Raw genomic sequence first — 19,970 nt, forward strand, 5'->3', positions numbered from 1 at the left:
CTGGTGATGAAAAACGATGTGGACAAATGGGATGAAATCAAGACTTATCCACACGGGAATGTGGATAAGTCGCTCTGTTTTAGCTTTTTTGTAGAAAAGGGGTATTTGATGGAGTTCGACTGCCTGATTGTCAGAGACTTATGTTTGAGTGTACAAATGGCGGTTTTGCTTCAAAACCAATCCTCCGGGGAACCTTGCGCGGGGCCTGATCAGCCTTCTTTTTGACCGCTTTCTACCGTCAGCAGACTGGCCGAAGACTCGTCCAGATAGAGCGAACAAGCGGGGTGGGAGCGTAGAATACTGGCCGGAAAAAGCGGACTGATGGGTTGTTCCAGCGTGTCTTTGGTCGCCTGGGCTTTTCGCGCATCCGGAACCGAGCAGATAATGTGCCGCGACTTCATGATTTGTCGAACCGACATGCTAATGGCCTGAGCAGGAACGTCTTCCAGCGACGGAAACCAGCCTTCATTGAACTGCTGACGCCGACAGGCCGTGTCGAGATCGACGATCAGATACGGTTCTTCCGTCTCAAAATCGGCCGGGGGATCGTTGAAGGCCAGATGCCCGTTTTCGCCAATGCCGACCAGGGCGACGTCGATGGGATGCAAACGGATGAAGTCACCCAAATGCCGGATTTCTTCCTGAGGGTCAATTTCACCGTTGATCAGATAGCTGGCTTTTAAGGGCGAAACCTTGTCCAGAAACCGTTCCTGCAGGTATTTGCGAAAACTGGCCGGGTGGGAAATCGGCAGACCGATGTACTCATCCAGGTGGAACATCACCACGCGGCTCCAGTCAATGTCTTCCCGAATCAATTGGGCGAGCGTTGCGAACTGGCTGGTTCCGGTTCCCAGAATGATATTTGCCTGCCCCCGGTTGGCAATGGCCTGGCGGATGAGATCAGCGGTTTCCTTTCCCGCAAGGGTGCCAAGCTCTTCGCTGGTTTTTGAAATCAGAATGTTCATGAATACGATGGAATACGGTTTTTGGGTTTAAGAAAAGTCAGTTTGAAGGGCGTCATTGCCTCCGGTCTACAGGCCTTTGATGCCGGTGGTGCCGCCCGTGGTCAGGCTGATGTCGACCGGTTTATTGGTTTTCCAGGAACCGCCGGTGAAATCCGGCACGTCGATGGAGTTGGACCGATGGGCGACCGACCATTCGCTGAGCGGCCCGATGCTGCTCCACAACGCGGCATCGTAGACATCCTGATCGAGCGGCAAGCCGTTGCGCAGGCAATCGATGAGTCGCCAGTCCATCAGAAAATCCATGCCGCCGTGGCCGCCGACCTGTTTGGCCAGTTCGCCCACGCGCTTGACGATTTCCGGCTGGTATTTCTTTTCCAGCTCCTGATAGGCGGTTTCCGACAACCATTCATGGCCCGTCGAAATCCGGCCCGGCAGGGGATATTTCTGGGCAGTGGCTTTCGTTCCGCTGACGAGGTGAAGCCGGGAATACGGCCGGGGTGAACTGACGTCGTGCTGCAGCATGATGGTTCGGCCTTTTTTGGTCCGAATGGTGGTCGTGTTCATGTTACCCCGAAATGATTTGCCCTGAAATTGCTTAAAATCGGCATCCTGTGCCGCCAACTCGTTGATTTTTTTGCTGATCATAAAATCCTGACTGGACATCGCCACCAGGTAATCCATCTGATCACCCCGGTTGATGTCGAGCACCTGCGCAATCGGGCCTAAACCGTGCGTCGGATACAGATTGCCGTTGCGCTGGTTTTCTTTTAGCCGCCAGAGGTCATAGCGTTTGCTTTTGTCGAAAAAGGAGTCGAAAATGTCGTGAATATACGCGCCTTCCACGTGAACCAGTTCTCCGAAAAAGCCCTGCCGCGCCATGTTCAGCGTCAGGAGTTCGAAGAAATCGTAGCAGCAGTTTTCCAGCATCATGCAGTGCCGCTTGGTTCGTTCGGAGGTTTCCACCAGTTTCCAACAGTCGTCGACCGTCGTGGCAATGGGAATTTCACAGGCTACGTGTTTGCCCTGTTCCATCGCGTACAACGCCATCGGCGTGTGCAGATTCCAGGGCGTGCAGATGTAAATCAGGTCAATGTCTTTCCGGTCGCAGAGGGTTTTCCAGCTATCGGCTTTCCCGCTGTAATAGGTGGGACGGTGGGCGGTTTTTTCCAGCGACTTCCGGGCCTGCTCGACGCGTTCCGGACGAATGTCACACACCGCCTGAACGACTACGTTTTCCAGGTGAACGATGCGCTGCAACGCCCCGGCGCCCCGGTTGCCAACGCCAATGTAACCGATCCGAACCGTATCGATTTTGGGGGCGCTGTAGCCACACATGTTAAACGTCTGCTTGGGCGGGCGCGGGGCCTGGGTTACGGTCGGCAAACCGTAGCTGAACGGCGCGGTGGTGAGTCCGGCGCCGGCCAATCCGGTCAGTTTTAAAAAATCCCGGCGTTTCTTGTTCATGGGTATCAGGGTCTAGCGGAATCAGTCAGGAATCGAAGTAAGTAGAATTCGTTGGCGGAATCAATTAATTTGCCGGATAAAGTAGCGAGAACGTTACCGAAAACCACTGATGCGACGCCATTACATTACCATCAAGGACATTGCCCGGGAATTAGCCATTTCGGTGTCGACGGTTTCGCGCGCTTTGCGGGATGCGTACGATGTCAATCCGAAAACGCGGGAGAAGGTTCTGGCGAAGGCGATGGAACTAAATTATAAACCCAACTTCAACGCGATTGGGCTGGTGCAGAGCCAGTCGCACCACATTGGCGTGTTAATGCCCGCCATCACCAATTATTATTTTTCGACGGTGTTTACCGGGATCGAGCAGGTGGCCAACGCCAACGGCTACAACCTGATTGTCTTTATTACCAACGATTCGGCAGAACGCGAGCAGGCGATTCTCCAGGATCTTTCCCTGAGCAGCCTGGACGGTTTGCTGGTGTCGGTATCGTCTCAGGCCGATTCGTATGCGCATTTTGAAGAATTGATCCGAAACGGAATTCCGGTGGTGTTTTTTGACCGGGTTGCCGATGCGGTTTTGACTTCCAAAGTCATGCAGGACGATTACCACGGGGCCTACGAAGCCACACAGCATTTGATCGATCAGGGCTATCGGCGGATTGCGCACCTTGCCGGTCCCGCTGGATTGACGTTTACCCAAAAACGCCGGAAAGGCTATGAAGATGCGTTGACAGACAGTGGGTTACCAGTTCGATCCGACTGGGTTATTCACTCCGGTTTTTCGCAGGAATGCGGTTTTGAAGATGTGGCCCGGTTATGGACTTTAGCTGAAAAACCGGATGCCTTATTCGCGGTTAACGACCGAAAAGCGATTGGTGCCATGCTGGCGTTGAAAGAGCGCAAGGTTCAGATTGGAAAAGAGGTGGGAGTTATCGGTTTTACCAACGATCCGATGTCGCAAATCATCTCCCCAACCTTGACCACCGTGGCCGAACCGGCTTTCGAGATCGGCAAACTCAGTTGTGAATTACTACTGAAACACATGACCCGGAAAAAAGTCGAAGCTCAGGAGGTGATCTTACCGGCCAAGCTTATTATTCGGGAATCGACCCGGCGTTGAACCAGCATTCAGGAAACCTGTAAAACCAGCTTCCCGAACTGCTTACCCGCTTCCATTTTCCGGAGCGCTTGTTCGGCATCCGCCAAGAGAAACACCTCATCCAGCACGGGAACCAACTGATTTTCTTCGACAAACCGGGTCATGTCGGCAAATTCGGAGTCGGTACCCATTGTCGTACCGTAGATGTTCAGTTGTTTGAAGAAGACTTTGGAGGGAGCCACATCGGTGATGTTGCCGGTTGTACCGCCGTAGAAAACAATCCGTCCGCCCGGCGCTGCCACATCCACCAGCTTGGCAAACCCCGGCCCGGCGGCACTGTCGACGATGACGTCGAAATAACCGCCTTTGCCGCCCCCGGTTTTGGCCATCAGTGTTTTCGCCCAGTCCGCATCGCGGTAAAGCACTCCGCCGGTGGCACCCAAATCCAGTGCCCGTTGCAGCTTTTCTTCCGAACCGGACGTCACCCAGACTTCCGCACCAAGTGCAACCGTAAATTGCAAGGCCGTCAGGGCGACTCCTCCGCCGATGCCCGTAATGAGAACCCGCTCCGGGCGACGGGGTTGCAGGGTAGCGCGGGTCATCAAAGCGCGCCAGGCGGTCAAACCCGCCAGGGGGAGGGCGGCTGCCTGTTCGAAGGTGAGATGGGCCGGTTTCCGGTGCAGGTAGTGGGCTTCAATTTTCAAATACTCGGCGTAGGTCCCGTTGTCGGGCATGCCCAGAATTCTAAAATCCGGGCCGTAAAAATGAGGATTCGGCCCCCAGTTCAGGGCGGGGTTGATGATGACCTCCTGCGATTGCCAGGCCGGATCGACACCCTCGCCGGTTTCAATGACAATGCCGGCCCCATCGGAGCCCAGAATGACCGGCAATTGCATTTTGGGATACAAACCGTGTTGAATAAACACATCCCGGTGATTGATGGCCGCAGCTTTGATCTGGACGATCACCTCACCCGGTCCGGCAACGGGCGTCTCAACATCAACGTATTGCGCCGGTTGGTGAAGCGTAGTTTGAATGATGGCTTTCATAGAGATGAATTCAAAATCGCATTCCGAACACTTCCATAGTTTGCCAGCAATTCCTCGGCGCGTTCCCGCGTCACGCCCGTTTCGCTCATCACCATGTTGGCGGCCCGGATTTTCAGTTTGTGATTCGTCAGTTGCATGTCGACCATTTTGTTGCCTTTCACCCGGCCCAGTTGAATCATCACCGAGGTCGAAATCATGTTGAGCACCAGTTTCTGCGCTGTTCCCGATTTCATGCGCGTGCTGCCCGTCACAAATTCCGGCCCGACTACTACTTCGACCGGGAATTCGGCGGCCTGGGCCACCGCCGATCCGGGGTTGCAAACGACACAACCCGTCAAAATACCGGCTGCGCGGGCCTGCTGCAAACCGCCGATCACGTAAGGCGTCCGGCCTGATGCGGCAATGCCAATGAGGGTGTCGAGCGAGTCGATGTGGTAAGGTGCCAGATCTTTCCAGGCCTGTTCGGAATCGTCTTCGGCGTTTTCGACGGCACTGCGAATGGCGCGGTCGCCACCGGCAATCAGACCGACGACCAAATCGGGCGAAACCCCGTAGGTGGGTGGACACTCCGACGCGTCGACAATGCCCAGTCGGCCGCTCGTTCCGGCCCCAATATAGAACAACCGCCCGCCTTCTTTCATCCGTTTGACGATCTGTGTCACGAGGGCTTCGATTTGCGGAATGGCTTTCTCAACCGCCAACGGAACGGTTTTATCTTCGGCGTTGATGTTGGTCAGCAGTTCCTGCACTGACATTTGCTCCAGGTGATCGTAGTGGGATGCGTTTTCGGTAATCATCGTATAGTTCTATTTTATGTCTATCAAAAGTACAATCAATTCTATAGTATCTACGCATAGTGAAAAAAAATGCTAAAAAATCCGTCAAAAAGTCTTGCGTATTTCATTTCATTTTTTTTCCTTTGACTCAAATTACGCTTTCAGCGAATTTTCGCTAATTGAAATTATGACTACTATAGCCCCCGACAAAACCCAGCTAAACCGGTATAGTGCCACCCTGACGCAGGAAGTCAGCAACCCGGCTGCGCAGGCCATGCTTTACGGCATCGGTCTGACGGAAGATGACATGAAAAAACCCCAGATCGGCATTGCGAGTGCCGGTTACGACGGCAATCCGTGCAACATCCACCTGAATGGTCTGGCGGCTTATGTGAAAAAAGGCGTCAACGAAAGTGGCTTAGTCGGATTGGTATTCAATACGATTGGTGTTTCCGACGGCATGACCAATGGCAACGACGGCATGTCTTATTCACTGCCTTCCCGTGACCTGATCGCTGATTCAATTGAAACGGTGGTTCATGCGCAATGGTATGACGGGGTGATTGCGGTGGTCGGTTGCGACAAAAATATGCCCGGTGCGCTGATGGCCGTAGGTCGGATCAACCGCCCCGCCATTCTGGTCTACGGCGGGACAATCCGGTCGGGAAGCTACAAAGGTCAAAAGCTGGACATTGTGTCGGCGTTTGAAGCCTACGGAAAAAAAGTTGCCAACAACATCAGCGAAGAAGATTACAAAGGCGTTATCCAGAATTCCATTCCCGGCGCGGGAGCCTGCGGGGGCATGTATACCGCCAATACGATGGCGTCGTCGATGGAAGCGCTGGGTTTGAGTCTGCCCAACAGTTCATCCTATCCGGCCACGCACGAAGGCAAGCAGGAAGAGTGCCGCAAAATCGGAGCGGCCATGATGAACCTGCTGGAAAAGAACATTACGCCCCGCGAAATCATGACCAAAAAGGCGTTTGAAAACGCCATGACGGTGGTGATGGCCCTCGGCGGTTCGACCAATGCGGTTTTGCATTATATCGCGATTGCCAAATCCGTCGGGGTTTCGCTGACGCTGAAAGATATTCAGGACATCAGTGACCGGACGCCGTATCTGGGTGATCTGAAACCGAGTGGTAAATACTACATGGAAGATGTGCTGGCGATCGGCGGGGTTCCGGCGGTGATGAAGTACCTCTACAACGCGGGGTATCTCCACGGTGACTGCATGACGGTGACGGGTAAAACCATCGCCGAAAACCTGGTAGACGCCCCGGATCTGAACTTCGAAACCCAGCAAATCATTCGTCCCTTCTCCAATCCGATCAAGAAAACCGGTCACATCCAGATTCTGTACGGAAACCTGGCCACGCAGGGCGCCGTTGCCAAGATTACCGGCAAAGAAGGCGAACGGTTTGAAGGCATCGCCAAAGTGTGCGACCGGGAAGAGCAGTTGCTGGAGTTTATTCAGAAACGGGAAATTGAAGAAGGTCACGTGGTGGTCATTCGCTACGAAGGCCCGAAAGGCGGTCCCGGAATGCCCGAAATGTTGAAACCAACGTCGGCTATTATGGGTCTGGGCCTGGGCGATAAAGTGGCTTTGATTACCGACGGACGGTTTTCGGGCGGAACCCACGGTTTTGTGGTGGGCCACATCACGCCCGAAGCGCAGGACGGCGGCAACATTGCCCTGGTGCAGGATGGTGACAAAATCACGATCGACGCCGTCAATAATGTCATTCACATGCACGTTTCGGACGAAGAACTGGCCGAGCGCCGGGCCAACTGGACCGTTCCGCCGATGGAAGCAGCCGCTTCACACGGTGTGCTGCGGAAATACGTGAAGTTGGTCAGTTCGGCGAGTGAAGGCTGTGTAACGGATGAATAACAACGAATAGAAATCAACAAATAGTCGTGCTAACCGACTGAATATAAACAGACAATACGATGAATACGACGGTCATTGAATTAACGGCAGAAAAACCGCAACCGGCTGTTCCGTCTGCTAAATTGCTAAAACCCCTGACGGGTGCCGAAGCACTCATGCAGGCATTGGTGGAAGAGGGTGTAGAAACCATCTTCGGCTATCCCGGTGGGGCCATCATGCCGGTCTACGATGCGCTGTACGATTATCAGGACCGGTTGAACCACATTCTGGTGCGCCACGAACAGGGAGCCGCCCATGCCGCCGAAGGCTATGCCCGGGTGACGGGCCGGGCCGGTGTTTGTCTGGTGACTTCGGGGCCGGGTGCAACGAATCTGGTAACCGGGATTGCCGATGCGCTGATCGATTCAACGCCGATGGTTTGTCTGGTGGGGCAGGTGGCGATGAAACTGTTGGGAACGGACGCGTTTCAGGAAACCGATGTCATTGGCGTCACCATGCCGATCACGAAATGGAATTACCAGATCACCAGCGCCGACGAAATTCCGGAGATTATTGCCAAAGCCTTTTACCTCGCCCAGTCGGGCCGTCCGGGGCCGGTGGTGATCGATATTACGAAGAATGCGCAGGTGGAACTGATGACCAAGTCTTTCCACTACAAAAAGTGTGAGCGAGTAAGCACCTACCGCCCACGGTTGATACCGAAACAGGACCAGGTCGAAAAAGCCGCCGAACTGATCAACAAGGCCAAAAAACCGTATATGCTCGTTGGGCATGGGGTGCTGATTTCCAAAGCCGAAAAAGAACTGCTCGCATTTGTTGAAAAAACCGGTATTCCGGTGGCCACCACCTTGCTGGGTCAGTCGGCGCTTTCGGACGATCATCCCTTGTATACCGGCTGGCTGGGCATGCACGGCAACTACGGTTCCAACGTGATGACCAACCAGTGCGATCTGCTGATTGGCATTGGCATGCGGTTCGATGATCGTGTAACGGGCAACGCCGAACTGTTTGCCCGTCAGGCCAAAGTGGTTCATATCGAGATCGATCCGGCGGAAATTGACAAAGTGATCAAGGCCGATGCCCCGGTGATTGGCGATGTGAAGGAAGTCTTGAACCGCCTGATGCCGCTGGTGAACGAAAACGACCATACGGCCTGGCGCAACGAGTTTCGGAAATACGACGACATTGAAGAGGAGAAGGTTACGCAGCCCGCACTGGCTCCGACGACCGAAAAAATAAAAATGGCGGAAGCCATTAACCTGCTGTCGAAAAAGACGAACGGCGAAGCCGTGATGGTGGCCGACGTGGGTCAGCACCAGATGATGACGTCTGCGTACTATGAATTCAAAAAACCGCACAGTCTGGTTACCTCCGGCGGTTTGGGAACGATGGGATTTGCGCTTCCGGCGGCTTTTGGTGCTAAAGTGGGCGATCCGAGCCGCGAAGTGATTGCCATTATTGGCGACGGGTGTTTCCAGATGACGCTTCAGGAGCTGGGTACGATTGCGCAGAATAAACTTCCGGTGAAAATTATCATCCTGAATAACAATTATTTAGGAATGGTTCGTCAGTGGCAGCAGTTGTTTTTTGAACGCCGGTATTCATTCGTGGAATTGCAGAATCCGGATTTCATCACGATTGCGAAAGGCTTTGGCATTGTGGGGCACACCTGCGCCAAACGGGAAGATCTGTCGGCATCGCTCGATACGCTGCTGGCCTCCGAAACGCCGTATTTGCTGGAAATCATTGTCGAGCAGGAGGAAAACGTATTCCCGATGGTTCCTGCCGGGACGAGTGTTGCGGATATTCGGTTGGAATGAGGTATCATTTGAGCCGGGCCGCCGGTGCGGTTTAAAGTTTAAACGAAATATGAATACATACACCATTTGCATATTCACCGAAAACACGATTGGTCTCCTCAACCGGATCACCATCATCTTTACCCGTCGGCGGATTAACATCGAAAGTCTGACGGTTTCGGAAACGGAACGGATGGGCGTTTCGCGCTTTACCATCGTGATCAAGCACGATTCGCGGGAAGCGGTTGAAAAATTAGTGCGCCAGATTCGGAAAATCATCGAAGTGATGGCGGTTTTCGGATACCTGAACGACGAAATCGTGTCGAACGAAATCGCTCTTTTCAAGATTGCCACGCCATTGGGGTCCAAACCGCTGGACATTGAATACATCAACAAGAATTTCAATGCCTGGGTGGTGTATTGGCAACTGGATTACGTCGTGATTGAGAAAACCGGCTCGGAAAAGCAGATTTTTGAATTTTTCAGTTACATCAAGCCCCACGGTATTCTGGAGTTCGTGCGGTCGGGCCGGGTGGCGGTTGGTAAAACCGAAAAGGGACTGGTCGAGTATTTGCCTGAGTATGAGTGGGAATATTATTTGTAGAAATGCGATATTTGCGGCCGAATTAATGCACGTTCATGCAGCAGCAACCACCCTCTTTAGCGGCACCAATTTATCAGCTTGAGCAACGGCTTTCTGTTTTTTTCAATAACCGGTTTTGGAAACTACGACTGGTAAGCCTGGCCCTTTTGATTTCGATGGGTAGTCTGTTACTGCTGAACAGCATCTTTATCGACCGAGGTTTTCGGTATTTATACGAGGAAATACGACGTCCGGGGCTATTGGATGGGTTTTTCTGGGACGACATCATCCGGCAAAGCGGGCATCTGTTCGAACCCAATACGTATGAACCGGGAACACACGAAGCGAATCAGACCTTTCGGCTGACGATTCCACTGCTGGTGCATTTTTTCCGGCTGGGCGTTGCCAAGCTGTATCTGTTGCAGGTGATGCTGGGGTTGGTTTTTCTGTGGGCGGTAACCGGAATCGTTTATAAAATTTTGCAGGATAAAGTCCTGACGTTTTATTTCCTGACGGGCTTTACAGCTATTTATGCCGGGATCGCGTTTTTTATCAACTATTTTGGCCACGGCGACGGGTATGTGTTCTGTTTCATGGCTTTGGCCGTGTATTTCCGGAATCCGTTGCTGGTCATTTTGTTCACGCAGCTAGCGTTCTGGTGCGACGAACGGGCGTTGATCAACTCGTCGTACATCGGTTTGTGGTATGCCTTGCCGGTATTGAAAACCGTGGTTCAAACCCGGAAGTTTGACATTCGGCAGATTCCGGTGCCATTGGTGGCGCTGGTGGTTAGTGTGGTCATTTACGGTAGTATTCGCAAATGGCTGGAACTGACCTACGGCATGAAAATCGGCCACGATGCGTCCTGGTCGGCCCGCACACTGGCCTGGAGCATGAGTTACGTGGGCGACAAGATGGCGCGGGGGCTGGAAGGCATGTGGCTCATTTTGCTGGTGGCGTTCTGGGCGTTGGCCGTTCGGCGGCAGTGGCTGGAACTGGTGTTGCTCGGAGGAGCCTGGCTGCTGACGATGGTCGTAGCGGTTTTGGTGGCCGACGGAACGCGGTCGCTGTCGTTTGGCTTCATGGCGTTCTTTTTCGCGCTGGCCATTCTGAACCGGTATCTGACCCGCAGTCAGTTGCGGGTGGTGTTGCTGAGCAGTGCCGTGATTTCGCTGATGTATTCAATTAGTTTTCCATAAAGCAGTAATCAATTTTAATTTAAAATAAACCAGTCAAGCAATGGCAAAAATTAACTTCGGCGGAGTTGAAGAAGAAGTCGTAACCCGCGAAGAATTTCCTCTTGAAAAAGCCAGAGAATTCCTCAAAGACGAAGTCATCGCCGTCATCGGTTACGGTGTTCAGGGTCCGGGTCAGTCGCTGAACATGCGCGACAATGGTTTCAATGTAATCGTTGGCCAACGGAAAGGCAAAACCTACGACAAAGCCGTTCGTGATGGCTGGGTGCCGGGCGAAACCTTGTTTGAAATCGAAGAAGCCCTCGAAAAAGGGACTATTATCTGCTTTTTGCTATCGGATGCCGCTCAGATCGAGCTTTGGCCGACCGTTAAAAAATACCTGACTGCCGGCAAAGCCCTGTATTTCTCACACGGTTTCGGCGTCACCTACAAAGACCAGACCGGTATTGTTCCACCCGATGATGTCGATGTATTCCTGGTGGCTCCAAAAGGCTCCGGAACGTCGCTGCGCCGGATGTTCGTTGAAGGCAAAGGCTTGAACTCCAGCTTCGCTATCTATCAGGATGCCAGCGGAAAAGCCCGCCAACGGGCCATCGCCATGGGCATCGGCGTGGGTTCCGGTTACCTGTTCGAAACGAATTTCTATAAAGAAGTAACGTCTGATTTGACCGGCGAACGCGGGACACTGATGGGCGCTATTCAGGGGATTTTTGCCGCTCAGTACGATGTATTGCGCGCCAACGGTCACTCTCCATCCGAAGCGTTCAACGAAACGGTGGAAGAACTGACGCAGTCGCTGATGCCACTTGTGGCCGAAAACGGTATGGACTGGATGTATGCCAACTGCTCGACCACGGCCCAACGCGGTGCGCTCGACTGGTGGAAGCCGTTCCGGGATGCCACCAAGCCGGTTTTTGAACAACTGTACAATTCCGTAAAAGCCGGTGAGCAGGCGAACATCTCGATCACCCGCAACTCGCAGTCTGATTACCGCGAAAAACTGGAAGAAGAACTGAAAGAATTGCGCGAGTCGGAAATGTGGCGGGCTGGTACGGCCGTTCGCAGCCTGCGTCCGGAGAGAAACTAAATTTAAGGATTTTGGGGCCGGGCTACTTTTTTGTGGTTGAAAGGCAGGAGACGTATTCTCTCTTTGTTGCGTACCTTTACTACCTGGTTTCAAACCGCAAAAGGGCGGCCCGACCCAAACTCTTAAATTAACCGGAAAGCCGGTCTTAACTTATTGTAACGTGGTAGAAGCGGAGAAAAAAATAACCTTTCCGGACGTAGACAACATCTATCTGGCGGCTGAGCGATTGCGGGGCGTTATTGCGCACACGCCTTTGCAGGAAAATCTGAACCTGTCCGATAAATACGGTGCCACCATTTTCCTGAAACGGGAAGATTTGCAGGTTGTACGGTCCTATAAAATTCGGGGGGCCTACAACAAAATGGCCAGTTTGCCCGCCGAATCGCTGGCAAAAGGCGTGGTTTGCGCCAGTGCCGGTAATCACGCGCAGGGGCTGGCGTATGCCTGCCGCAAGATGGCCGTCAAGGGGATTATTTTCATGCCCACCACCACGCCCAATCAGAAAGTTAAACAGGTCAAGCTGTTTGGAAAAGAGTTTGTGGAGGTGGTGTTGATTGGTGACACCTACGACGACGCCTACCATGCCGCGATGGAATACGTCGATACGCACGAGAGCATTTTCGTGCATCCATTCGACGATCTGCAAGTCATGGAAGGGCAGGGAACCGTTGGACTGGAGATTTTCAAGGATTCCAATTTCAAAATCGACTACCTGCTGATGGCCATTGGCGGGGGCGGACTGGCGTCCGGCGTATCGACGGTTTTTCGGCAGTTGAGTCCAAGAACCAAACTGATTGGCGTAGAACCGCTGGGTTCACCCTCCATGAAGGTGTCCATCGACGCCGGGCATATCATCGCCCTGGACGAAATTGACAAATTTGTCGATGGAGCCGCCGTCAAACGTCCGGGCAACACGACTTTTGAAATATGCCGTCAAAACCTCGATCAGGTTATTCTGATCCCGGAAGGCAAGGTTTGCACCACGATTTTGCAACTTTACAACGAAGATGCCATTGTCGCCGAACCCGCCGGAGCCTTGACGATTGCCGCGCTGGATTTCCTGAAGGATGAAATTAGGGGTAAAAACGTCGTTTGCCTGATTAGCGGTGGCAATAACGACATTACCCGGACGGAAGAAATCAAGGAACGCTCCCTGCTCTACGAAGGACTAAAGCATTATTTCATCATCCGGTTTCCGCAACGGGCCGGGGCGATGCGCGAGTTTTTGGATGGTGTTCTGGGCGAAACCGACGACATTACGTTGTTTGAATATTCCAAGAAAACCAACCGCGAACGCGGTCCGGCCCTGGTCGGTATTGAGTTAAAAAACAAAGCGGATTTTGAGCCCTTGCGAAAACGCATGCAGGACGCCAAAATTCAGTTTGAGTATTTGAACGACAAGCCGGATTTGTTTGAGTTTTTGATTTGAGTAGTATGGACGCAGTACAGAATAAAGAACAGGTTTTTGCTTTGATTCAGTCTCATAAGGCTGCAATCAGGCAATTTGGAGCTGCTAGACTCGGCTTGTTCGGATCGTTCGTACGTAATCAACAGCGGGAAGATAGTGACATTGATTTCGTAGTCGAATTCCTGGAAGGACGAAAGAAATACAAGAACTATGTTCATCTGGCCTACTACCTAGAAAAATTGCTGAACCGCGACGTACAGTTAGTTACTTGGGAAGCAATGGCTCCTTTTGTTAAAAAAGAAGTTGAAAATGAGATTGAATATGCCCTCAACGATTGAATTTATCCGGCATATTCAGCAGGAATTACAATATATAATTGAAGAAACTTCAGGTATAAATTTTGAAGATTTCGTTACCGATGTTCGTTTAAACAAAGCCATTGTAAGAAGTCTTGAAATTATTGGCGAAGCCAGCAAACGAGTTCCTGACGCAATACGATATCGCTATAATGAACTTGATTGGAAAGGTTTTGCAGGATTACGTGACGTGTTAATACATCAATATTGGGGAATCGACTACCAATTGGTTTGGGATGCTGCTACAGATGATGTCCCGGTTGCCAAAGTATGGATTGATCTAATTATTGAGCTTGAAAAGGACTTACTATAGCTATGAATCAGCCCACAACACTGTTTGATAAAATCTGGGACGCCCACGTCGTCAAGGCGATGAACGACGGACCGGATGCGGTTTTTATCGATCGACATTTTATCCATGAAGTCACCAGCCCGCAGGCTTTCGACGGGTTGCGGAAGCGCGGCATCGGGGTTTTCAACATTGCGCGGACGACAGCCACGGCGGACCACAACGTGCCGACCAAAGACCAGCATCTGCCTATCAAAGAGGCCCTTTCGCGCCATCAGGTCGAAACATTGCGGAAGAATTGTACCGATTTTGGCATTGAACTATACGACCTGGGACATCCGTTTCAGGGCATCGTTCATATCATCGGTCCAGAATTAGGTTTGACCTTACCGGGCATGACCATCGTCTGTGGTGACAGTCATACCAGCACCCACGGTGCGTTGGGCAACGTCGCGTTCGGAATCGGAACGAGCGAAGTCGAGCAGGTTCTGGCCACGCAGTGTATTCTGCAATACAAGCCAAAACGGATGCGGATCAACATCAACGGAAAATTGGGCAAAGGCGTGACGTCGAAAGACATCATCCTGTACGTCATTGCGCAAATATCGGCCAGCGGTGCCACCGGTTATTTCGTTGAATACGCGGGGGATACGATTCGCGGGTTGTCGATGGAAGCCCGCATGACGATCTGCAACATGAGCATCGAAATGGGTGCGCGTGGTGGACTGATTGCCCCCGACGAAACGACGTTCGAATACATTCGCGGCCGGCGGTTTGCACCCCAGGGCGAAGCGTTCGACCAGGCCGTTGAACGCTGGCGGGAATTGAAAACCGACGACGGTGCTGAATTTGATCTGGAGTTGAACTACAGAGCCGAAGACATCGGCCCGATGATTACCTACGGAACCAACCCCGGAATGGGCATTGCCGTAGACAGTCACGTTCCGAATCTGAGCGAAATACCGCAGAGCGAGCTGGCATCCTACACGAAGTCACTGGCGTATATGGGCCTGGAACCGGGCATGGAATTGATTGGAAAACCGGTCGATTACGTCTTCATCGGTTCCTGCACCAACGCCCGGATCGAAGACCTGCGGACGGTGGCCGAATTTGTGAAAGGCAAGACCAAAGCCGAAGGCGTAGAAGTCTGGATTGTGCCGGGTTCGGTTCAGGTGTCGAATCAGGCCAAAGCCGAAGGATTGGATCAGGTGTTTATCGACGCCGGTTTTGAACTTCGTGAACCGGGTTGTTCGGCCTGTCTGGGGATGAATGAAGACAAGGTTCCGGCGGGTAAATACTGCATTTCGACCTCCAATCGTAACTTTGAAGGTCGTCAGGGGCAAGGCGCGCGAACGTTTCTCGCCAGCCCGATCATGGCGGCTGCCGCAGCAGTGACCGGGAAAGTGACGGATGTTAGGGAACTGGTGTAACACGATGCAAAGTCAAACGCTTTTTCAAACGATTCAGACCTATCTGTTGGGCAAGAATGTCCGCAAGGCTTCCGTCTTTGGTTCCTATGCCCGTGGAGAAGAGACGAATGAAAGTGATGTCGATCTTCTGATTGAAGCAGAAGGAATAACGTTGTTTGATATTTTGCGATTTGAAGAAGAGCTATCGAATTTAACACATAAATCAATTGACATTGTTGAGTATAAGGCTATTAAGCCTTCTATTCGCGATCGGGTATTGGCAAGGAAAGTCGATTTGATATGAATCGGGATGATACGGTTTACTTGCAGGACATAATTGAAAGTATAAACATCATTTTTGATTATATGAGGCAAGTAACGGAACTCGATTTTAATCAAAGTACATTGATACAGGATGCTGTTTACCGGCGTTTTGAAATAATTGGAGAAGCAACTATTCGTTTATCAGACCAATTAAAGGCTAAGTATCCAGAGGTCGAATGGAAATTGATGCGAGCCATGCGGAACAAGTTGGCCCACGAATACTTTGGAATATCAGCTTCAACCGTTTACAATACTGTTAAAGCATATTTGCCAGCCTTGTTGGAAAAGTTAACAGAAATTCAGAATGAGCAAAGAAACCATGCATAAACTCGTCTCGACGGCGGCTCCCCTGCCGATTGAGAACATCGATACGGATCAGATCATCCCGGCGCGGTTCCTGAAAGCCACCACGCGCGAAGGATTCGGTGATAACCTGTTCCGCGACTGGCGGTATACGGCCGACAACACGCCCAAAGCCGATTTCGTGCTGAACAATCCAATCTACGCCGGTGCTAAAATTTTGGTTGCGGGTAAAAACTTCGGCATGGGTTCCAGCCGCGAACATGCCGCCTGGGCAATTCATGACTACGGTTTTAAAGTAGTCATCTCCAGCTTTTTCGCCGATATTTTCAGAAATAATTCCCTGAATAATTTCGTGTTGCCCGCTCAGGTTTCGGACGAATTTCTGGCGGAAATCTTCAAAGCCATCGAAGCCGATTCGCAAACGCAGATCACCGTCGATCTGGTGAACCAGGAGATTATTCTGGCAAACGGTTTGAAAGAAGCATTTGCCATCAACGCCTATAAAAAACAGTGTTTGATGAACGGCTACGACGACATCGATTACCTGTTGAGTCTGAGTTCAGAAGTTAAAAAATTTGATCTAGCCCATGCTAATTTCTAATGAGTAAATGAGTGAATGAGTGAATAGCTTCGCGGGAAGCAGGTATTAGCGGAGCTATTCACTCATTCGCTCATTCACTCATTCGCTCATTGAAAGAGGAATGAAAAAACACATTGTAGTCATCGCCGGCGACGGCATTGGTCAGGAAGTAACCACCGTTGGGAAACAGGTTCTGGACCGGATTGCGGAAAAATTCGGCCACGAATTCACGTACGACGAAGCGCTGATTGGTCACGCGGCCATTGAAGCCACGGGTAATCCGCTTCCCGAAGAAACCATCACCAAGTCGAAGCAGTCGGACGCCATTTTGTTTGGTGCCGTTGGTCACCCCAAATACGACAACGATCCGTCGGCGAAAGTCCGGCCCGAACAGGGTTTGCTGGGCATCCGGAAAGCACTCGGTCTGTACGCCAACCTGCGGCCCATCAAGCTGTTTGACGAACTGTTGCAGGCGTCGAGCATCAAACCAGAGTTTCTGCAAGGTGCTGATATTCTGTTCTTTCGTGAGCTTACAGGCGACGTTTATTTTGGCGAAAAAGGACGGAAAGACGGCGGTGACACGGCGTATGACCTGATGATTTACAGCCGTTACGAAGTGGAACGAATTGCCGTCAAGGCGTTCGACGCGGCCATGACCCGTCGGAAAAAGCTGTGTTCAGTCGATAAAGCCAACGTGCTGGAATCGTCGCGACTGTGGCGCGAGGTGGTGCAGGAAGTGGCCAAACGGTATCCGGAAGTCGAAGTGGAACACCAGTTTATCGATGCCGCTGCGATGTTGCTCATCAAAGATCCGCGCCGGTTTGACGTGGTCGTAACGGGCAACCTGTTCGGGGATATTCTGACCGATGAAGCGTCGCAGATTGCCGGTTCGATGGGCATGCTGGCGTCGGCATCCATCGGCGACACCACAGGCTTGTATGAACCCATTCACGGTTCAGCCCACGACATTACGGGCAAAGGCGTTGCCAATCCGCTGGCGTCGGTGTTGTCGGCGGCTCTGATGCTGGAAATTTCGTTTGGCATGAAAGCCGAAGCCGAAGCCGTTGTCGATGCCGTCGATCAGGTATTGAAAGCCGGTTTCCGAACCCGCGACATTGCGGATTCCAACACGCCAGCCGACCTGATTTTAGGTACGGAGGCCATGGGAAAGCAACTACTTTCCAAACTTTGATTCAGCGAGAACACTCTATCCCAATTTACTCTTATTAACCATGAGCCAACGGATTTATATTTTCGACACCACCCTGCGCGACGGCGAGCAAGTGCCGGGTAGCCAATTATCTACCGAAGAAAAAATCGTGGTGGCGAAAGAACTGGAGCGTCTCGGCGTCGATATTATTGAAGCGGGATTTCCGGTTTCGAGCCCGGGCGATTTTCGGTCCATTGTTGAAATTTCGAAAGCGGTGACCGAACCGGTCATCTGCGCGCTTTCGCGGGCCAAAAAAGAAGACATCGATGCCGCCGGTGAAGCGTTGAAATTCGCCAAACGTAAGCGGATTCACACCGGGATCGGTTCGTCAGACATTCACATCCGGAATAAATTCAACAGCACACGCGATCAGATTGTGGAGCAGGCCATTGCGGCTGTCAAGCACGCCCGGACGTATGTGGAAGATGTGGAGTTCTACGCCGAAGACGCTGGCCGGGCCGACCTTGCGTTCCTGGCCCGACTCACCGAAGCCGTCATTAACGCCGGAGCGACGGTGGTAAACATCCCGGATACGACCGGTTATTGTCTGCCGGATGAATACGGAAATAAGATCAAGTATATTTACGAACACGTTTCGAACGTTCACAAAGCCATTATTTCCATCCACTGCCACAACGACCTCGGTCTGGCCACGGCTAATACGCTGGCCGGGATTCAGCAGGGTGCGCGCCAGGTGGAAGTAACGATCAACGGCATTGGCGAGCGCGCCGGAAACACCTCGCTGGAGGAAGTGGTGATGGCGTTGCAAGTGCACAAAGAACTGGGTTTTGAGACCAATATCAACGCCAAGCGGTTGTTCCCGGTTAGCCAGCTCGTATCGGAAATGATGAATATGCCCGTGCAGGCCAACAAAGCCATCGTAGGCCGGAACGCCTTCGCCCACTCGTCGGGCATTCACCAGGACGGTTTTCTGAAACACTCCGAAAACTACGAAATCATGAATCCGCACGACGTCGGCGTTCCCGAATCGTCGATCGTGCTGACGGCCCGCAGTGGTCGCCACGCCCTGAAACACCGGCTTGAACTGCTGGGTTTCCGGTATGACAAACCGACTTTAGACACCATCTATACGCGTTTTCTCGACATGGCCGATGTCCGCAAAGAGGTAAATGACAAGGATTTGATGGAGTTGGTTCGCTGATATTCGCTGATAACAGAAACCTGTTAGGTCTTGAAGACCTAACAGGTTTTACGAAGGACAGGTTTTACGAAGGACAGGTTTTACGAAGGACAGGTTTTACAAAGGACAGGCCGGAAGCTTGTCCTTATTTATTTTCTTTACCGGATGAACTACACGGAACTACAACTGACGCTTGCTGCCGACTATACCGACATTTTCATGGCCGAACTCGGAGCCCTGGGCTTCGAATCCTTCGTTGAAACCGATGAAGGTCTGAATGCCTACATTTCTGAATCCGCTTTTGATGAAACTGCGGTCCAGTCGGTTATCGATAAATACGCCAATCAAACCGCAATAGCCTATCAGATCAATTCGTTAGAAAAGAAGAACTGGAACGAAGAGTGGGAACGGAATTACCAGCCCATCGACGTGCAGGATCGGATTCGCGTTCGGGCGTCGTTTCATGAACCCGATGCCGGTTTTCGGTACGACATCGTCATCAATCCGAAAATGTCGTTTGGAACCGGCCACCACGAGACGACGGCGATGATGCTCGAACATCAACTGAGCGCCGATGCGGCCGGAAAAACCGTGCTGGACGTTGGCTCCGGCACTGGCATTCTGGCCATTCTGTCGGCTTTGCAGGGTGCCGAACGGGTGATCGCGTTTGACATTGAAGAGTGGGCCATTGAAAACGCCCGCGAAAATGCCGAACTGAACGGTTGTTCGCAAATCGATGTTTTTCAGGGCACGATTCATGACGTTAATCCGGCGGAACGGTTCGACCTCGTGCTGGCTAACATCAACCGGAACGTGTTGTTGGAGGATATACCGGTTTACGTCCGGCTGATGAAACCGGAGAGTACGTTGCTGGTAAGCGGTTTTTACGAACAGGACGCGCCGGATATTGAGGAAAAGGGGTTGGCCGAAGGGCTGACGAAAACCGGGCAATTGTCCCAAAATAAGTGGGTTTCACTACGATTTATCAAAAGTACCCACGGACCGGCGGTCGATCCCGTTTAGGTTCCGGGTGCC

General features: G+C 52.0%; 20 protein-coding genes. 16 read left to right on the forward strand and 4 right to left on the reverse strand.

Features of this window, described 5'->3' with window-relative positions; all coding sequences use genetic code 11:
- Nucleotides 1-209: 209 nt before the first annotated feature.
- Together F0P93_RS16245 and F0P93_RS16250 are read right to left on the reverse strand one after the other, a co-directional pair.
- Complete coding sequence (locus F0P93_RS16245) at nt 210-965, reverse strand: glucosamine-6-phosphate deaminase (protein ID WP_150877728.1); 756 nt, start codon at nt 963-965, stop codon at nt 210-212.
- 66 nt (nt 966-1,031) lie between these two features.
- Nucleotides 1,032-2,429, reverse strand: coding sequence for a Gfo/Idh/MocA family protein (locus F0P93_RS16250; protein ID WP_150877729.1), 1,398 nt, complete (start codon nt 2,427-2,429; stop codon nt 1,032-1,034).
- Nucleotides 2,430-2,538: 109 nt separating this feature from the next.
- On the opposite strand from F0P93_RS16250, the gene F0P93_RS16255 reads away from it, so the two are divergent.
- Entirely contained in the window at nt 2,539-3,552 is a 1,014-nt protein-coding gene (locus F0P93_RS16255; RefSeq protein WP_150877730.1) for a LacI family DNA-binding transcriptional regulator, read from the forward strand.
- 8 nt (nt 3,553-3,560) lie between these two features.
- Here the strand turns inward: F0P93_RS16255 and F0P93_RS16260 are convergent, their stop codons facing one another.
- Nucleotides 3,561-4,580: a quinone oxidoreductase family protein gene (locus F0P93_RS16260; RefSeq protein WP_150877731.1), complete on the reverse strand. Its 1,020-nt coding sequence runs from the start codon at nt 4,578-4,580 to the stop codon at nt 3,561-3,563.
- Nucleotides 4,577-5,377 (reverse strand): N-acetylmuramic acid 6-phosphate etherase, encoded by an 801-nt coding sequence (murQ, locus tag F0P93_RS16265; RefSeq protein WP_150877733.1) that lies wholly within the window; start codon nt 5,375-5,377, stop codon nt 4,577-4,579. The genes F0P93_RS16260 and murQ overlap by 4 nt, the downstream gene beginning before the upstream one ends.
- A gap of 166 nt (nt 5,378-5,543) precedes the next feature.
- On the opposite strand from murQ, the gene ilvD reads away from it, so the two are divergent.
- The 15 genes from ilvD to prmA all read left to right on the forward strand — a co-directional run bounded on the left by ilvD (nt 5,544) and on the right by prmA (nt 19,958).
- The gene (ilvD, locus tag F0P93_RS16270) at nt 5,544-7,250 is read left to right on the forward strand and encodes a dihydroxy-acid dehydratase (protein WP_150877735.1); all 1,707 of its coding nucleotides are present in this window, start codon (nt 5,544-5,546) and stop codon (nt 7,248-7,250) included.
- 59 nt (nt 7,251-7,309) lie between these two features.
- Nucleotides 7,310-9,070, forward strand: a complete 1,761-nt coding sequence (gene ilvB, locus F0P93_RS16275; RefSeq protein WP_150877737.1) for a biosynthetic-type acetolactate synthase large subunit — start codon at nt 7,310-7,312, stop codon at nt 9,068-9,070.
- A gap of 49 nt (nt 9,071-9,119) precedes the next feature.
- A complete protein-coding gene (ilvN, locus tag F0P93_RS16280; RefSeq protein WP_114407724.1) occupies nt 9,120-9,653 on the forward strand; it encodes an acetolactate synthase small subunit in 534 nt (177 codons plus the stop codon).
- A 35-nt stretch (nt 9,654-9,688) separates the two neighbouring features.
- Nucleotides 9,689-10,831 (forward strand): hypothetical protein, encoded by a 1,143-nt coding sequence (locus F0P93_RS16285; RefSeq protein ID WP_191908834.1) that lies wholly within the window; start codon nt 9,689-9,691, stop codon nt 10,829-10,831.
- A 40-nt stretch (nt 10,832-10,871) separates the two neighbouring features.
- The gene (gene ilvC, locus F0P93_RS16290; protein WP_138994824.1) at nt 10,872-11,915 is read left to right on the forward strand and encodes a ketol-acid reductoisomerase; all 1,044 of its coding nucleotides are present in this window, start codon (nt 10,872-10,874) and stop codon (nt 11,913-11,915) included.
- A 160-nt stretch (nt 11,916-12,075) separates the two neighbouring features.
- Nucleotides 12,076-13,344, forward strand: a complete 1,269-nt coding sequence (gene ilvA / locus F0P93_RS16295) for a threonine ammonia-lyase IlvA (RefSeq protein WP_150877741.1) — start codon at nt 12,076-12,078, stop codon at nt 13,342-13,344.
- A 5-nt stretch (nt 13,345-13,349) separates the two neighbouring features.
- Entirely contained in the window at nt 13,350-13,661 is a 312-nt protein-coding gene (locus F0P93_RS16300; protein ID WP_150877743.1) for a nucleotidyltransferase family protein, read from the forward strand.
- Nucleotides 13,645-13,992 (forward strand): HepT-like ribonuclease domain-containing protein, encoded by a 348-nt coding sequence (locus F0P93_RS16305; protein ID WP_150877745.1) that lies wholly within the window; start codon nt 13,645-13,647, stop codon nt 13,990-13,992. Before F0P93_RS16300 ends, F0P93_RS16305 begins: the two co-directional genes overlap by 17 nt.
- Before the next feature lie 2 nt (nt 13,993-13,994).
- Nucleotides 13,995-15,398 (forward strand): 3-isopropylmalate dehydratase large subunit, encoded by a 1,404-nt coding sequence (gene leuC / locus F0P93_RS16310; RefSeq protein WP_150877747.1) that lies wholly within the window; start codon nt 13,995-13,997, stop codon nt 15,396-15,398.
- 4 nt (nt 15,399-15,402) lie between these two features.
- Complete coding sequence (locus F0P93_RS16315; RefSeq protein WP_191908835.1) at nt 15,403-15,681, forward strand: nucleotidyltransferase family protein; 279 nt, start codon at nt 15,403-15,405, stop codon at nt 15,679-15,681.
- Nucleotides 15,678-16,028: a HepT-like ribonuclease domain-containing protein gene (locus F0P93_RS16320; protein ID WP_150877751.1), complete on the forward strand. Its 351-nt coding sequence runs from the start codon at nt 15,678-15,680 to the stop codon at nt 16,026-16,028. Before F0P93_RS16315 ends, F0P93_RS16320 begins: the two co-directional genes overlap by 4 nt.
- A complete protein-coding gene (gene leuD, locus F0P93_RS16325) occupies nt 16,006-16,605 on the forward strand; it encodes a 3-isopropylmalate dehydratase small subunit (protein WP_150877753.1) in 600 nt (199 codons plus the stop codon). The genes F0P93_RS16320 and leuD overlap by 23 nt, the downstream gene beginning before the upstream one ends.
- Nucleotides 16,606-16,705: 100 nt before the next feature.
- A complete protein-coding gene (gene leuB / locus F0P93_RS16330) occupies nt 16,706-17,776 on the forward strand; it encodes a 3-isopropylmalate dehydrogenase (protein WP_150877755.1) in 1,071 nt (356 codons plus the stop codon).
- 40 nt (nt 17,777-17,816) lie between these two features.
- Nucleotides 17,817-18,956, forward strand: a complete 1,140-nt coding sequence (locus F0P93_RS16335) for a 2-isopropylmalate synthase (protein ID WP_150877756.1) — start codon at nt 17,817-17,819, stop codon at nt 18,954-18,956.
- Nucleotides 18,957-19,100: 144 nt separating this feature from the next.
- Nucleotides 19,101-19,958, forward strand: a complete 858-nt coding sequence (prmA, locus tag F0P93_RS16340) for a 50S ribosomal protein L11 methyltransferase (protein WP_150877757.1) — start codon at nt 19,101-19,103, stop codon at nt 19,956-19,958.
- Nucleotides 19,959-19,970 lie beyond the last annotated feature (12 nt).

This window comes from Larkinella humicola (genome assembly GCF_008727875.1).
Classification (GTDB): domain Bacteria; phylum Bacteroidota; class Bacteroidia; order Cytophagales; family Spirosomataceae; genus Larkinella; species Larkinella humicola.